This is a genomic window from Prevotella sp., assembly GCF_051059605.1.
Lineage (GTDB): Bacteria > Bacteroidota > Bacteroidia > Bacteroidales > Bacteroidaceae > Prevotella.
Window position 1 is genome coordinate 1,277,660 of record NZ_CP050883.1, and the last position, 16,751, is coordinate 1,294,410.

Below are 16,751 nucleotides of genomic sequence, written 5' to 3' on the forward strand. Positions count from 1 at the left end.
TTTTAGAGCGATAAAATATCAAAGTGATCACAATATTACTAAATTCAACTTTATTTTAGATAAATGGTTTGATTTGTTGAACGCATTAAACATTTTGATTATGAAAAAGATCGCATTATTTATCATGATTGCAATCGTCAGCTTGTCATCATGCACAAATGAAGAACTCACAGATTCAGCATTAAGCGAAACAGAATCAAAAAATGAGTATAAACCTGTTGTTTTCGGTACCTATATCGAGAAAGCAGTTTCAAGTCGTGCGGTCAACAATTCTACAACCACTCTATCTGCTAAAAACGGTTTCGGCGTTTTCGCATTCAATAGTTCTGAAGCTAGCATTAAAAACATGTCTCCAAACTTTATGTACAATCAGAAAGTCGCCTCTACAAATAAAGGTGATTCATGGAACTATAGTCCCGTAAAGTATTGGCCTACAAGTAGTTCATCTATAGAAAACCAAAATAGCTTCTTTGCCTATGCCCCGTACGTAGACTCAAATGTAAATTCAGAAGGTATCACAAGTATTACATCTAACAGCACCTTAGGTGCCCCGAAACTTACCTTCACAAATTCTTCAAACGTAGAAAACACAATCGACTTGTTATGGGCTGTTTCAAAAGAAAGCGGTAAAGCTCTGAAAGACATGACTTCATTAAACTCTAATGGAGAAGTGAATTTCAACTTCCGCCATGCCCTAGCAAGACTCAGTCTAAACATTCAGGGAGTATTCAATTCTAATTTAAATGACAATATTGCTGATGGTAATAAGATAACTGTTGAGAGTATAACTATTTCAGGCTCGTTTCCCAGCAATGGAACATTGAATCTTGACAATGAAATAGCCTATACGCCACAATGGGAAAATACAAATGGAGAAACCGTATTCAACATAAGTAATAACCAAATAGCTGAAAATATAAGAGATAGAGGTGATAGCAAGAGTACAGATAGCATAAGTGGTATTACAAATGTTACTACAAACCTTTTGGCAAAAACATCTGATGGTAATGAATGTTATCTTACGTTCATACCTTCGAAAGGAGATTTGACAATAAGTATAACTTATTGGTTAACAACCAAAGATAGCAATTTGGCTGAAGGGTATTTTAGGGTTAAAAACAATGCAAAAAAAACAATATCAAATATGACATTAGAAGCAGGCAAAAACTATTCACTAAATGTTTTAGTTGGTATGGACGGAATACAGTTTGACTCTAATACTTCCGAATGGGAAACCGTAATTGCCGAATAATAAGTTAAAAGTTAAAGAAGAAATGTAAAATATTTGGTGATTTATCCTATTTTGACTAATTTTGCAGACGAATTGACGAAGTAAGTAATTGAAGGTTTTAGCATATTTTATTTTAATCTCAGGATTGGCATTGTTGACATCAGGTTGCAGTGATAATTCTATCATGGAAAGTGAAAGCAAATTAGGAGATGCACTTTCTATAGATTTTTCGTGCTATACCAGTAAAGCGACAACTAGCCGTGCCAACAGCAATTACATTATTGATGGAACAAACACGACCACCATTCCAAATGGTAATTCAATTGGTGTATTTTCTTTCTATCAAGGGCCAACTAAATGGGATGACATAACCTCTCATGTTGCGTCGTTTATGAATAACCAGGAAATGGTGGCTAAAACATCAAACAACACGGTAAGCTTCACATACTCACCTACAAAATACTGGCCGAGCAATCCCAACGATAAACTTAGTTTCTTCGCCTACTATCCTTGGGATAATCTTTCAAACGGCAGTCTAGATATTGGTGTTGAGAATATTGAAGATGCAAGTAAGATGTGTTTAAGATTTAATGTCAAGGATAATCCTAGTGACCAAGTAGACCTTATGCTTAGCGATTTAATAAAAGACAAGACATACCAAGACACCAATAATGAAGGAAAAATAAGTTTCATTTTCCACCACATACTAAGTCTTGTAAACATAAAGCTCATCATTGATGATGGTATGAAAAGCATAGCAAAACTTAAAGTTAACAGCGCTGTTATATCAGGACTATACAATGCCGGCACTTGTCATCCTAGCTATGATCAAAGTTCCACAAAAACTGGATTTACGTGGACACCGTATTTCAAGACAGGAACTTCAACTCAGCAGTATACGCTTGATGCCAATTTACTATCTTCAACAACTTCTAACCAAACAGGGAATATACTGTTAATGGTTCCACAGCAACTGAATACAAACGTAGTGTTCACAATAAACTATGATATAATATTTATCGACAGTAACGGTAACGAAAAATACAAATACACGGACAACGAGCAAAATGTTGTGCTAAGAAATATTGGCAACATAACAGATTGGTTACCAGGAAAGAAATACACCTACACATTTACTATAGGTTTAAAGCCAGTAAAAATGGATGCCACTACCGATGAATGGTCTAACAGTGGATATGACACTGATACAAGTACAAATTGACAAGATAAAATGAAGACTATACGGCTATATATTACTTTCATACTTTGCGTTCTGTGTGTAATATCATGCACAGAAAAAAATGATATCACTGATAATAGTTATGCTAATAACATCAGTGACACAGCTATCGGCATCTCCGCAGAAACTGACAGTATGAAAACTCGTAGCGTAACATCATCTCCATTCTCCATAGAAAGCAGTGCAGATCTTCAAGCAAACGGCTTCAAAGTTTACACATACTATCATGGTACTAACAATTTCGTTAATGCAAACCAATGTATTTACACGCTTATGGATAATGTAAACGTAAAATATAACAATGGTGCATGGGCTTATGATGGAGATACCAGGTATTGGCCTACTGGAAAGAATATGCTTTCTTTCTTTGCAACATCATATAATCCTAACTTAGGAAGCGGCCAATTAACTTTAAACAAGAATACTAATACTGGTAATCCGGAAATAAGTTACATTGCATCAACAGACTTAAATAAGCAGGAAGACATACTTTGGGGAACTAGGAGTAACGGAATGCCATACACAAATGAGACAAGGCCTAGTGACGGAACAGTACATTGGCACTTCAAGCATGCTCTTGCCAAAATTATACCAGCTATTTCAAGCACACTATACACGGAACCATACACTACAACGGTAACATATTCTGCTACTTCGCAAGGTATAGATTACTTTCAGACAAAATATCTTATTAAGAGCGTTACCATTTCAAACGCGAACAAACAAGCTACGCTTTCATTGCAAAACAGCATAGCTAGTACTCCAGCATGGAGTAATAAAAGTGGAACTCTTGAATATCTTTTAGACTCAGAATTAAATGATGATATTAAATACTCACAAACAGCTGGTCAAACACAGAATCAAATAAATATGAATAACTGGAATAAAATCGGAGTATACACGACTACAGTGACTTTATTACCAGAAGGCCAATATATTACGATAATACCAAAATTGGCTGCAGAAAACGGTAATTTAAAAATAAGCATTACCTATGAAGCACTAACACAAATTACAGAACAAAAACAAACTAGAGATAGGTATTGGTGGTCATATAGTGATTGGTATAATACTGGTACACCAACAACAACATATACAAATAAAGAGATTACTGTTTCTGGTGATGTAAACACAGATTTTATTGGAAGCAGAAAATACAATCTCAATATAAATATTCAAGCAAATTATCTAGAATTAACAGCAATACCACAACCATGGGAGGAAGTTTCGCAAGTAATTGATACTGGAACAAATCTTATAACCATAGCACCTGGAGGTGGTATAGAATTTGATGCCGTTCAATATGGAGATTCAATTGATAGAACTAACGGTATTATCTATGTAAGGAATAAGACCTGCGCGCTAAGTTTCAACATTGCCACCCCAAGGGGAGCTACATGGCGTGCTGCTCTTATACAGTCAGGAGATATTGATGCATTCCAATTTGTTGATGAGAACGGGACTGTACTTATAAATCAAAATCCTCAAGGTGCTATTGGAACACAAGCAACTTTAAGGATAAGGGCAAAAAACGCAACAAATGCAACAGATAATTCGGCTATATTAAGAATATACGTTATTCAACCGAACCAATCTACAATAGTAAAGACGCTTACAGGAAGCGACATATTCAAGGAATATAAATTTATTGAACCTGCAAACGTAAAGAATTAAAATAGCTAGATTGAATATGATAAAAACTATTATAAAATATACATATATACTTGCAATGTCATTCATAATGATGACATTATATAGTTGTTCGGAAAAGGATATCGCAAATGAAGATGAATCCTCTCTGAAAGACGGATATATATCTTTTGTATTATATCATACAACTGCTGAGAACAATGGAATAGGAATATCTACTCGAGCAACAATAAACGGTCAAGACCAATTAAACGAGAACTATATTGAAAACGCAACGATATTCATTTATAGCGACACAACAAAAGCCGCCATCCAGACTATACAAGGACAAAGTGTTTCAACCAAAGATGATGGTTCTTATATTGTAAGAACCAGAATTACCGATGAACTAAAAACAGCTTTATCAAATGGTGGATATGCATATATTATAGCTAACCCTATCAATAACTTCAGTGATGGAATGACTCTTGATGAAGTTAAGAACTCAATTGTCTCTTCTGATTTCACAGCAAACAGTTCAGGAATTCAAGATAAATTTACGATGTCTGGCGGTGGATACATATCTTGGAATAATAATGCAGCATATTCTACAGTTCCTTTGTATAGATGTGCCGCCAAAGTTGTGGTATACTCAAATATTAAGGAGTCTGTAGATGAAACGTCGAATAGTGCAACCGTAACCTATACACCAAACTTGGCAAGTATGACTATTAGTCTGCTAAATGGAGTAAATAAAGGAAAGATTGATGCTAGCTATACATCAGCCGATGCTGACTATTTCAATAAACAAGAAATTTTGCAGAAAACTGATGCATCAAAGACTTATGCAGGAATTGAATATGTATATTCTCATATTCCATTCTACAGCTATCCTGTATCATGGAAAGAAGTAGATCCAAGGGAGACTGTTGTGGTAATATGCATACCATGGACCGTGAAGGGAGAAAACCGATATATCAATACTTATTATCAGTTAAGCATAAATACGCAAGGTAGGAAGATTGAGCGCAACCGCCAATACACTATTTATCTTAACATAAACAATATCGGAAGTACAAACAAAGAAACACCAGTGAAACTGAGCCCTTCAAGTTTTACTATTTTACCTTGGGGTACTGTTGATGTAGGTGCAGGTAGCACAACTGACGAAAATGTTAGTGGTGAATTCCATAAATATCAGTATCTAACTGTTGATCCAAAAAGTATAATCTTGAACAATCAAACTTCTACAATAATAAAATATACTAGTTCTTCTGCTTTAGATAAGGTAAACACAAAAGTTACCCAAGTAGATTATTACACGTATGAAACTTCAGGTACTCCAAGATCCAATATTCTTACAAATGCCGCAGATTTGGCTAAATATAAAATAGAAATAACATCTGACAAAGAACTAACGTTCACTCATGAATTTGACGGTACATACACGTATCAGAATATACATCTACAAGTAACAAACAATGAGGGGCTAACCGAGACTGTCATTATGACCCAATATCCGTCATTATATATTTCCACAGAAGATGGTGGAAACGTATTTATTGATGGTTACTTTGCCAGAGTAGAAAATGCAACGATGTCAGGTGCTGCAAAAAATTCTGATGGAACTTACTATGGTAAAAATACTACTAATAATAATAAATATCCTGCTACAAAGGATAACTATGCCATAACTCCATATGGCTATTTATTTGCCTCTTTAGGTAATTTGGCACAGACACAAATAACAAATGTATATGTTACAGCATTTAATTCAGAAAATGGATATTATACTACAGGTGGAGAAACATATTACTACAAGATTGGTGACCCAAGAGTTAGTGCAGGTTGGAAATCGTCTGACATTGTAAAATATCTTTCTAAATCATCAAGCAATGTTTCATGGACTTCTTCAAATTGTGCCAATCTAATGATAGCGTCAACAGCGAATTCATATCGTTCTGTAATAGCGCCGTCATTCAAAGTATCTTCTGCATGGGGACAATGCTCACAAGATGGTGTTACATTCTCTAACGCACAGAAACGTGCTGCAACATATCAAGAAAACGGTTATGCAGCAGGAAGATGGAGATTACCAACTGAGGCTGAAATAATGTTTGTCGCTTATATGCAATCACAAGGTAATATTCCTACTTTATTTATTGATGGTGCTAATTACTGGGCTAGCAGTGGAAGATACTACAATAGTGGAAATTTCTATGACGCAGGTAGCAATGTTCAATGCTATGTAAGAACAGTTTATGACACTTGGTATTGGGGAGGCACAAAATGCCCTATTGGAACTTATACTATAAAGACTACAAAATAATGAAAAGTATATTACATTACATATTCTATCTGATTGCTGTAACATTATCTTTTATGGCATGTTCAGAGCACGACTTACTTACAGATTCAGGCACATTTAAATCTGAGGGTTTACCTGTTGAGATAAATGGTTCACTAAATACTCCTGACGTTCAAGTGATAAGTACTCGTAGTCTTGGAGAAACTCCTGATATTAAAAAGTTGTATGCTATAGTTTTTGATAATAATGGCCTACTATTGGAAGTAGATACATGTAAAGCGGCTAATAGCAATGGCGATAACATCAATAATTTTTCAACAGCAAATAATGGTCTCACATATTTTCATGTAACACTGCATACATCAACAACTCCGAGAATCGTACATCTTGTAGCTAATTTTAGTCCAACCTTCACTACAATAATTGACGAGGCTTCACTTATGAGAAAGATGACTGTTACTGATTCTACAGACTCATATTGGCAGAGAATAGTGTTTGATGAAGGTATTTATATGAATTCAAATGGAACAGTAGATATAGAAAAGACTTTACCTAAAATGCAAAACCTGAAACTAGTACGAAACTTTGCAAAGGTAACAGTAAGTATATCTGACAGTATAAAGAATATATTTATACCACAGGGATATTATGTCTTTAATCAACCTATATCAGGAACTGTAGCTCCATACAATGTGAATACAACGATAAGTGACGATCCTTTAATAAGTAGATTTGCAGACTATATATCCAGTGGTGGGACAACGATGTCATACAAAGAATTACTTGATCAAAAATACTACGGATATGAACCTGAGACAAGAAATTTCAAGGCTAATCCAGATCCAACTAGTGCAAGTTTTCCTTGGAAAAACATTTCTGAACCAACATATATATATGAAAGCACTCATCGCAACGATCTTGAGAACCCTTATATAATAATCAAGGGTACATATATGGGAAATACTCTTACCGGCTCTGCAGGAGTCACTACATTTTATAAGGCAGACTTCTGCTACCCTACTGAACAAGCAGGCAGTGTTGACCTGACATCAATGACATACTATAATCTAATAAGGAACTTTCAATATAACCTGAAAGTAACAAGAATTTCGGGGAATGGTTCTAAAACATTAGCAGATGCAATCGTAGGTGGTCCAATGAACAATTTCATGGGAGTAACAACAGCTGGAAATATTACTAATATAGCCAATGACTCTTCACGTCTATACGTAAGTTTCACTGATGAAATGTTTACAACGAAGGAACCAATTATCATAAAATACAAAAATGTATTCAATATGCACAATCCATCTACAACAAGTGATGACGAGATTTGCAACTTGAGACGAAGAGAACTTAATACAACAAATTATACAGGTAAAAACTTCGTTAGAATATTTGGACTTGACGAAGAAGACAAATCACCTATAGGAACAATTAAGGGACCAATTGCAGCATCAGCTACAATAAGCAGTGGAAATGATGCCGACGGATGGAGAACTATAACAATACAACCTACTGATTTACCAACCAGCAGTCTTGAACAGAAAATACAGACTATCAGTATTTATAATTCTGACGGATTACAAAGATACGTAAATCTATACTATCGTCGCCCAATGAACTTTTCTGTAGAGTTAAATCCTTCTACAGTGAACTCATCCGAAGATCAGAATTTAGATGTCATTATAGGTATTCCTGGAGATTTAACAGCATATCGTTTTCCGCTTACATTCAAGATTGAGCATGATGGCAATGCCATATATCCAAACGTGCAAGCTACTGGATTTAACGAGTTACCTGTCGTTGTTGGAAAATCAATTAGTGACGGAATAACCGACTCATATTATTACACACGAAATATAAGTTGGAACGAGTATAAGAATACAGGTACTAGCAACGACGGACTAAAACGTTTCCATTGCTATTTCAAAACCTATAAAGCAAATAGTGCAGGAAAAATATATGTGGCAACAGATAAATATTTCATAACACAACCTATGATTGCAACGTTGGGTAACAACTAGCTTTTAAGTAACTAAAGCATATAAAAAAACATTATATCTATCAACATGCTTGCAAAATAACAAAAAAAGTATTAATTTTGCAGCCATGAGAATAGATATTATTTCAGTAATACCAGATATGATGGAAGGATTCATTAATGAATCCATATTAGCACGTGCACAGAAGAAAGGATTGGTAGAAATTCACCTACACAATCTAAGAGACTATACTCTTGACAAATGGAGACGCGTAGACGACTACCCTTATGGCGGAAGTGCTGGAATGATTATCCAATGTGAGCCAATAGACAGATGTATTTCTGCATTGAAAGCTGAACGTGATTATGATGAAATAATCTATACAAGTCCTGACGGAGAGCAGTTTGACCAACATGTTGCAAACGACCTTTCGCTGAAAGGTAACATCATTATTCTTTGTGGACATTACAAAGGTATAGACCAGCGTGTACGCGATAATCTCATCACGCGTGAGATTAGTATTGGCGATTATGTACTTACTGGCGGAGAACTTGCAGCTGCTGTAATGACAGATGCTATCGTAAGGCTCATTCCTGGATCAATAAGTGATGAACAAAGCGCACTTAGCGACTGTTTTCAAGATGACATGCTCGCCGCACCAATATACACAAGACCGTCTGAATATAAAGGTTGGAAAGTTCCCGACGTACTACTTAGTGGCAACGAAGCTAAAATTCGCAAATGGGAATTTGACAAAGCTATGGAACGTACAAAAAAAATACGTCCTGATTTGTTAAAATAATTTCGTGTTATTTTTAATAAATTCCTCACCTATCGTAAATCCTTCTTCATATAATCTTTCCAACTTATCTGTATCTTTTTCTATTCTTCCGACTTCTATAGGACGTAAAGGACGAATGCACTTTATTTGTCCATTCTCTTCTAATTTATTAACAAGTTCAATTTGTTGGTTATAAGCTATATGGCGTCTACTCAACGCAACTCTCAATCGTGGGTAATTCTTATAAACAAAATGTGGAACCTTTCTATCCTTCCCCTCGTCTTTCCAACCTTTATTTCTTGTAAGAATAACTACATTATTGGTATATCCCATATCTATAGCACGCTGCACAGGTATACTATCAACGATTCCACCATCAAGCATTGGAATTCCGTCCACGTGAACGATCTTGCTTACATATGGAAGACTACTAGACGCTCTTACTATATCAAGTGAACGCTGATGATCTTCCAATTCTTTTAAATACATAGGTAGACCAGTCAAGCAATTTGTTGTTACCATTTCAAAGTTCTTTGAATGTTTAAAATATTCATCAAAATCAAAAGGCAAAAGTTTATTGGGGAATTTATCATAAAGGAGCTTGCTGTCGAAAATACATCCCTGTGAAACAAGATGACGAATGCCTATATAATTATAACGAGCAAGATAGTCAATATTTGAAAGACGCGCACGTCGTGGTTGACGGCTAACATAACTCATACCGTTACATGCTCCAGCAGAAACGGCAACAATATATTTAAAATAAATATTATGCTTCATAAAAGCATCAAGGACACCACTAGTAAAGACTCCTCGCATTCCTCCACCTTCAAGAACAAGACCTATATTTTGAGTAACAACCATATATTCTAATAATTTTACACCAATTTATTCAATTTTCTTGCAAAGATAGTGTTTTTTAATTAAAAAAGTGTAACTTTGTAGGCAAAACAACAAAAAAACAGCATTACATGTTTGATACAGCTACTTATGTGAGACGCCGTAACGAACTTAAAAAGCTCGTAAAGAGTGGCGTTATCATTCTTTTCGGAAACAATGAATCTCCGGCGAACTTCCCCAACAATGGGTATCATCCTTTTCGGCAGGACTCATCGTTTTTATATTATTTCGGACTTCAAAGAGATGGTCTCGTTGGAGTAATCGATATTGACAATGACACTGATACACTTATTGGTGATGATATTGATATTGAGGATATTGTTTGGTTTGGTTCAGTTGACAGTATTCACGACATGGCACAAAAAGCAGGCGCAACAAATTCAGCTCAGATGAAAAGCCTAAAGTTGGTTTGCAATGATGCCATGAGTAAACACCGCAAGATACATATTCTGCCACCATATAGACACGACATTAAGATTCAGATATTTGACCTGCTAGGAATACATCCTTGCCAACAGAAAGAATCTGCAAGCATATCACTGATCAATGCTATTGTAAAGATGCGCTCTACCAAGGAGCCACAAGAAATAGAGGAACTTGAGCGTGCTGCCGTAATTGGATACAAGATGCATACTACGGCGATGAGACTCACTCAACCAGGTGTCACAGAGAAATTTATAGGGGGACAGGTTGATGGCATTGCAAATTCTTATGGTTCTATGGTAAGTTTCCCGACCATATACACTCAGCATGGTGAAATCATGCATGGTGCACCGTCAATGAATGTGCTTGAAGAAGGCAGACTTGTACTTTGTGATGCTGGTGCAGAAACAATAAACAACTACTGCAGCGACAACACACGAACAATGCCGGTAAGTGGAAAGTTTACACAAAAGCAACTGGAAATATATTCTATTGTTGAAGCATGTCACGACTACACTTTGGACGTAGCAAAACCTGGAACAAAATATGCAGATGTACACTTTGCTGTTTGCAGACTGATGTTTGACAGATTAAAAGAACTTGGTCTTACCAAAGGAGATACAGACGAAGCTGTTAAAGCTGGAGCGCATGCTATGTTCCTTCCACACGGATTAGGACACATGATGGGAATGGATGTACATGATATGGAAAGCCTAGACCAGATAAATGTAGGATTTGACGAAGAAACTCGCCCTAACCTAGAGCAATTTGGAACAAACTGCCTAAGAATGGGTCGCAGACTTGAAGAAGGATTCGTTGTTACAGACGAACCTGGTATATATTTCATTCCGGCACTTATTGATAACTGGAAAGCAAACGGACACTGTAAAGATTTCCTAAATTTCGATAAATTAGAGACTTATAAGGACTTTGGAGGAATAAGAATAGAGGATGACGTTTTAATAACAAAAGACGGATGTAGATTTATCGGTAAGGATCGTATACCTTATCATCCAAAAGACGTAGAGAATTTTATGGATAATAAATAACATTATATTGGTTTAAATGAGAAAATTATTAGTAATGACACTCCTTGCCTTAACGGCAATTGGTGCAACAGCACAGGAAAAGAAGGCTGAGAAAAATGTAAACAAGCCGGTATTTACTGTAGTAAGAGAGAACAAAATTACAAGTATTAAAAATCAAAGTCGTAGTGGCACATGTTGGGACTATTCTACACTAAGTTTCTTTGAGGCTGAGATTTTGAAAAAGACAGGCAAAACTTATGACCTTTGCGAGTCATTTGTTGCGAACAAAACTTATATGGACCGTGCCATTCAGGTAGTACGTCTACACGGTGATTGCCAATTTTCAGAAGGAGGCAGTTCTTTTGATCCATTGTATTGCCTAGAGAATTATGGCATCTGCCCTGAAAATGCTATGCCATTTGTAGGTAGTCTTTACGGTGATTCACTGAATAATTACAACGAGTTTTTTAGTTTAATGACTCCTTATGTAACGGCAGTTGCTAAAAGTGATTCTAAAAAATTATCTTCACAATGGAAAGCTGGACTCCAAGGTATACTTGACGCTTATCTGGGCAAATGCCCTGAAAAGTTCACTTACGAAGGAAAGAGCTATACTCCTAAGTCTTTCGCTGCAAGCCTTGGCATTGACGCTAACGACTATACAAGCATAACAAGTTATACCCACCATCCATTCTGGAAGGGCTTCGCTGTTGAAGTTCAGGACAACTGGCGCAATCCTCTTTCATGGAATCTTCCTATGGAAGACATGATGCGTATCATTGATAATGCAGTAATGAATGGATATACTGTAGCTTGGGGCGGTGACGTGTCTGAAGACGGTTTCACACGTGATGGACTTGCTTACAATACAGACACAAAGAAAGTACAAAGTCTTACAGGTAGCGACATGGCTCGTTGGCTGAAACTTACAAAGACTCAGAAGAATAATATGATAGACTCTTTGGGCTGCAAAGTTCCAGAAATAATACCTACACAGAAAATGCGTCAGGAAAGATATGACAACTGGGAACTTACAGATGATCACGGTATGCTTATATACGGTATCGCCAAGGACCAGAATGGCAAAGAATATTACATGGTTAAAAACTCATGGGGAGAAGCAGGTGAATATAAGGGAATTTGGTATATGACAAAGAACTTTATCGCTGCAAACACTATGGATTTCATGGTTAATAAGAATGCAATACCAAATGATATCCGCAAGAAACTTGGCATCTAATATTTGATGCCCCAAATAAATAGAAGGCACAATCTGAAAAAACATTTCAGATTGTGCCTTTTTTTTGTTTTTATTTTGTAACTTTGAGCACAGATTTTTATTTCACAAGCAATAAAAATTAGTAAAAGGCATATGTTTACATACATTGCAACCAAGAAGAAAATAAAAACGATATAAATGCATTTCAAATGGAATTACAAACCACCTACACCAGAAGAGAAACAAGCAGCTGAAGAACTTGGAGACAAGTTGAGCATCAGTCCAATTTTAGCGCAACTTCTTATCAAGCGCGGCATTAATACCGAATCTGCTGCCAAGAGATTCTTCCGACCACAATTAGCCGATCTCATAAATCCATTTCTGATGAAAGATATGGACATAGCTGTAGATCGTCTGAATGATGCAATGGGTAGAAAAGAACGTATTCTTGTTTATGGAGATTACGATGTTGACGGATGCACAGCTGTAGCACTGGTGTACAAGTTTATTCAGCAGTTCTATTCCAATATAGACTACTACATACCTGACAGATATGATGAAGGATATGGAGTAAGTAAAAAAGGCATAGACTATGCGAAAGAAACAGGTGTAAAACTTATCATAATACTTGACTGCGGTATTAAAGCTATCAAGGAAATAGACTATGCCAAAAGCCTTGGTATAGATTTTATTATTTGTGACCATCATGTCCCAGACGAGACGATGCCACAAGCTGTAGCCATACTGAATCCCAAAAGACATGATGACACTTTTCCGTATAAAAACCTATGCGGATGTGGCGTAGGATTCAAATTTATGCAGGGTTGGGCTAAAAATAACAATATTCCTTTTTCAAATCTTATTCCTTTACTTGACTTATGTGCTGTATCAATAGCTGCTGATATTGTTCCAGTAACAGATGAAAACAGAATCATTGCATTTCACGGACTGAAACAATTAAATCAAAATCCAAGTATCGGTCTAAAAGCTATTATTGATATTTGTGGTCTAAACGGGCGTGAAATATCAATGAGCGATATTGTATTCAAAATTGGACCAAGAATTAACGCTTCTGGAAGAATGGAAAGCGGAAAGGAAAGCGTTGACTTGCTTATTGAAAAAGACTACGTAGTAGCCATTCAAAAGGCAAAGCATATTGATGAATATAACGAGCAACGTAAGGATATCGACAAGCAAATGACTGAAGACGCTAATACGATTGTCTCTAAACTAGAGAATCAAAAGCATCATTCAAGCATAGTTCTTTATGACGAAAACTGGAAGAAAGGTGTTATCGGCATTGTTGCCTCTCGCCTTACAGAGATGTACTTCCGTCCGACTGTGGTTCTAACTAAAGACGGAGATTTTGCAACTGGGTCAGCTCGTAGTGTAACGGGGTTTGACGTTTATGCAGCAATTAAGAGTTGCCGTGATTTACTTCTTAACTTCGGCGGTCACACATATGCAGCGGGCTTAACTCTAAAATGGAATGACATACCTAAATTCAGACAAAGGTTTCAAAAATATGTTGAAGAGCATATTGAGCCAGAACTAACTGAAGCTAACATCAATATTGATAGTTATATAGATTTCAAGGACATAACAAAGAAACTCCATAACGACTTAAAACGTTTCTCCCCTTTTGGTCCAGAATGCACAAAACCATTATTTTGCACTCTCGGTGTATATGATTATGGTACTAGTAAAGTTGTGGGAAGAGAGCAGGAGCACATAAAACTGGAACTGGTCGATTCGAATTCAAGCGATGTTGTAAATGGAATAGCATTCGGTCAAAGTGCATCCGCACGATACATTAAAAGTAAAAGATCGTTTGATATAGTATATACGATTGAAGAAAATGTCTTTAAGCGAAACCAAATTCAACTACAGATAGAAGATATCCGTCCTGAAGAAATAAAAGAAGAATATAAGTCTGAAATATAATGGAATGCCGGCAGATTCTACGACAATATTGGGGGTATCCTGATTTCCGGGGAATACAAAAAGATATTATTGAAAGTATTTGTGCTGGACATGATACTCTTGGGCTAATGCCTACAGGTGGAGGAAAATCTATAACTTTCCAAGTTCCGGCATTAGCAATGGGTGGAGTGTGTATTGTTATTACACCACTTATAGCCTTGATGAAAGACCAAGTTGACCACCTACAGAAACTTGGTATCAAAGCTGCTTCTATATATTCTGGTATGACAAGACCTGAAATAATAAAGATTCTTGAAAATGCCGTATTTGGAGGAGTGAAGATTTTATATGTATCACCAGAAAGACTTTCATCAGAGCTTTTCCAAGCTAAATTAAAACACATGAAGGTGAGTTTCATCACTGTAGATGAAGCTCACTGTATAAGTCAATGGGGATATGACTTTCGTCCTTCATATCTTCACATTTCTGATATACGCAAACTAAAACCAGAGGTTTCTATATTGGCACTAACGGCTACAGCCACAACTGAAGTCATTGATGACATACAAGAAAGATTGGGATTTAAGGAGAAAAATGTCTTCCGCATGAGCTTTGAGAGAAAAAATCTAACTTATGTAGTAAGACTTACATCAGACAAAGACCAACAACTTATTCATATACTCAATTCTATAAAAGGAAGTGCTATCGTTTATGTTAGAAGCAGAAAACGCACTAAGGAAATTGCCCAAATGCTTAAAGATAATGATATTGAGGCAACTTATTATCATGCAGGACTGGAACATTACACAAAGGACTTGCGACAAAAAGAATGGCAAAATGACGAAACACGCGTAATGGTGGCTACAAATGCCTTCGGAATGGGAATTGACAAGCCTAATGTAAGAACTGTCGTACATATTGACTGTCCAGATTCTATCGAGGCATATTTTCAGGAAGCAGGGCGCGCAGGACGAGATGGGAAAAAGGCTTATGCTGTATTATTGTACAATGATGGAGACTGTAGAAAGTTATATAAACGTGTTACTGATAACTTTCCTGAAAAAGAATATGTTAAGAAGGTATATGACAGCTTGGCTTATTTCTACCAGATAGGTGTTGGGAGCGGTATTGGTCATACATTCACTTTTGATATTGGCAAATTCTGCCACAACTTTGGACTTTCTATGATTCTTGTTGACTCTTCATTAAGAATTTTGGAAAGAGCAGGCTATATATTATATGAAAACGATCCAAAAAGTAGTGCAAGACTTATATTTTTGCTTAGTAGGAATCAGCTTTATATACTTGAGAACCTTACGAATAATGAAGATAAAATAATTACAACCCTACTCCGTCTATACGGTGGACTTTTCAATGATTACACATATATTGATGAAGGATTGATAGCTCAGAAATCAGGACTCACACAACAACAGGTATATCTTATATTAAAAAATCTGAGTATGAAAAGAATATTGCATTTCATTCCACAACGAAAAATGCCTTATATCACATATACAAAGAGTAGAGATGATGGTGAAAGAATTATCATTTCCAAAAATGTATATGAAGATAGAAAAATTGAATTTGCAAAGAGAATTGACGCAATAATTGAATATGCCAAAAATGATAATGTATGCAGAAGTAGACAGTTATTAAGATATTTCGGTGAAACAGATAGTAGAGACTGTGGGTTATGTGATGTTTGTCTTGAGCACAATACAAACCAAGCTTCAGAAGATAGAATTTCTTTACCGAAGAAAAGAATACTTGAAATGTTGAAAGACGAAAAAAAACATCATATTACAGAACTAAATGAAATGAACATCCCAGACAGACAGCTGGATGAAGCATTAGAATTCTTAATTAACGAGGAATACATTATTAATGATTGTGGATATATCAGCCTCAACAACAAATAGGTTCAATTTTGACTAACGGCATTACGATATCTCTTATCGGTGCTGCTGTTTAATGCTTACTTAACTTATATTTCTTGATCTAGAAAAATATTCTGGTCAATTAAAACCCTCCTACTGTATAAATTGTATTATCAGTTTCTTTATTCTTCTTCAATTTATGGA

The 16,751-nt window shown here is 36.0% G+C and carries 11 protein-coding genes; 10 read left to right on the top strand and 1 reads right to left on the bottom strand.

The genetic code is table 11. From position 1 onward, the window contains the following. The first annotated feature begins 100 nt into the window (after positions 1–100). The 6 genes from HEQ28_RS05255 (at position 101) to trmD (ending at position 9,195) form a co-directional block, all read left to right on the top strand. Complete coding sequence (locus HEQ28_RS05255) at positions 101–1,252, top strand: fimbrillin family protein (protein WP_434504114.1); 1,152 nt, start codon at positions 101–103, stop codon at positions 1,250–1,252. Between the two features lie 124 nt (positions 1,253–1,376). Continuing rightward, complete coding sequence (locus HEQ28_RS05260; RefSeq protein WP_434504115.1) at positions 1,377–2,453, top strand: fimbrillin family protein; 1,077 nt, start codon at positions 1,377–1,379, stop codon at positions 2,451–2,453. Positions 2,454–2,462: 9 nt separating this feature from the next. Next, positions 2,463–4,145, top strand: coding sequence for a hypothetical protein (locus HEQ28_RS05265; RefSeq protein WP_434504116.1), 1,683 nt, complete (start codon positions 2,463–2,465; stop codon positions 4,143–4,145). A gap of 16 nt (positions 4,146–4,161) precedes the next feature. Next, positions 4,162–6,429, top strand: a complete 2,268-nt coding sequence (locus HEQ28_RS05270; RefSeq protein ID WP_434504117.1) for a fimbrial tip adhesin FimD — start codon at positions 4,162–4,164, stop codon at positions 6,427–6,429. After that, complete coding sequence (locus HEQ28_RS05275) at positions 6,429–8,435, top strand: hypothetical protein (protein ID WP_434504118.1); 2,007 nt, start codon at positions 6,429–6,431, stop codon at positions 8,433–8,435. The genes HEQ28_RS05270 and HEQ28_RS05275 overlap by 1 nt, the downstream gene beginning before the upstream one ends. A gap of 85 nt (positions 8,436–8,520) precedes the next feature. After that, on the top strand, positions 8,521–9,195 hold the full coding sequence (gene trmD / locus HEQ28_RS05280) for a tRNA (guanosine(37)-N1)-methyltransferase TrmD (protein ID WP_434504119.1): 675 nt from the start codon (positions 8,521–8,523) through the stop codon (positions 9,193–9,195). On the opposite strand, the gene HEQ28_RS05285 is transcribed toward trmD, so the two are convergent. Further along, complete coding sequence (locus tag HEQ28_RS05285) at positions 9,187–10,038, bottom strand: patatin-like phospholipase family protein (RefSeq protein ID WP_434504120.1); 852 nt, start codon at positions 10,036–10,038, stop codon at positions 9,187–9,189. The genes trmD and HEQ28_RS05285 overlap by 9 nt on opposite strands. 107 nt (positions 10,039–10,145) lie before the next feature. Here HEQ28_RS05285 and HEQ28_RS05290 point away from each other — a divergent pair, with 107 nt between their 5' ends. The 4 genes from HEQ28_RS05290 (at position 10,146) to HEQ28_RS05305 (ending at position 16,589) form a co-directional block, all read left to right on the top strand. Continuing rightward, positions 10,146–11,546, top strand: a complete 1,401-nt coding sequence (locus HEQ28_RS05290; protein WP_434504121.1) for an aminopeptidase P family protein — start codon at positions 10,146–10,148, stop codon at positions 11,544–11,546. Between the two features lie 16 nt (positions 11,547–11,562). Continuing rightward, positions 11,563–12,765 (top strand): aminopeptidase C, encoded by a 1,203-nt coding sequence (locus tag HEQ28_RS05295; RefSeq protein ID WP_434504122.1) that lies wholly within the window; start codon positions 11,563–11,565, stop codon positions 12,763–12,765. 177 nt (positions 12,766–12,942) lie between these two features. Further along, the gene (recJ, locus tag HEQ28_RS05300; RefSeq protein ID WP_434504123.1) at positions 12,943–14,688 is read left to right on the top strand and encodes a single-stranded-DNA-specific exonuclease RecJ; all 1,746 of its coding nucleotides are present in this window, start codon (positions 12,943–12,945) and stop codon (positions 14,686–14,688) included. Next, positions 14,688–16,589 carry a RecQ family ATP-dependent DNA helicase gene (locus HEQ28_RS05305; protein WP_434504124.1) on the top strand — a complete coding sequence of 634 codons (1,902 nt, stop codon included), beginning with the start codon at positions 14,688–14,690 and terminating at the stop codon, positions 16,587–16,589. Before recJ ends, HEQ28_RS05305 begins: the two co-directional genes overlap by 1 nt. Positions 16,590–16,751 lie beyond the last annotated feature (162 nt).

Excerpts from the sequence above, each read along its gene's own strand:
- HEQ28_RS05255 (WP_434504114.1), top strand. The coding sequence starts at position 101 with ATGAAAAAGATCGCATTATTTATCATGATTGCAATCGTCAGCTTGTCA.
- HEQ28_RS05265 (WP_434504116.1), top strand. The coding sequence starts at position 2,463 with ATGAAGACTATACGGCTATATATTACTTTCATACTTTGCGTTCTGTGT.
- HEQ28_RS05270 (WP_434504117.1), top strand. The coding sequence starts at position 4,162 with ATGATAAAAACTATTATAAAATATACATATATACTTGCAATGTCATTC.
- HEQ28_RS05275 (WP_434504118.1), top strand. The coding sequence starts at position 6,429 with ATGAAAAGTATATTACATTACATATTCTATCTGATTGCTGTAACATTA.
- trmD (WP_434504119.1), top strand. The coding sequence starts at position 8,521 with ATGAGAATAGATATTATTTCAGTAATACCAGATATGATGGAAGGATTC.
- HEQ28_RS05285 (WP_434504120.1), bottom strand. The coding sequence starts at position 10,038 with ATGGTTGTTACTCAAAATATAGGTCTTGTTCTTGAAGGTGGAGGAATG.
- HEQ28_RS05290 (WP_434504121.1), top strand. The coding sequence starts at position 10,146 with ATGTTTGATACAGCTACTTATGTGAGACGCCGTAACGAACTTAAAAAG.
- HEQ28_RS05295 (WP_434504122.1), top strand. The coding sequence starts at position 11,563 with ATGAGAAAATTATTAGTAATGACACTCCTTGCCTTAACGGCAATTGGT.
- recJ (WP_434504123.1), top strand. The coding sequence starts at position 12,943 with ATGCATTTCAAATGGAATTACAAACCACCTACACCAGAAGAGAAACAA.
- HEQ28_RS05305 (WP_434504124.1), top strand. The coding sequence starts at position 14,688 with ATGGAATGCCGGCAGATTCTACGACAATATTGGGGGTATCCTGATTTC.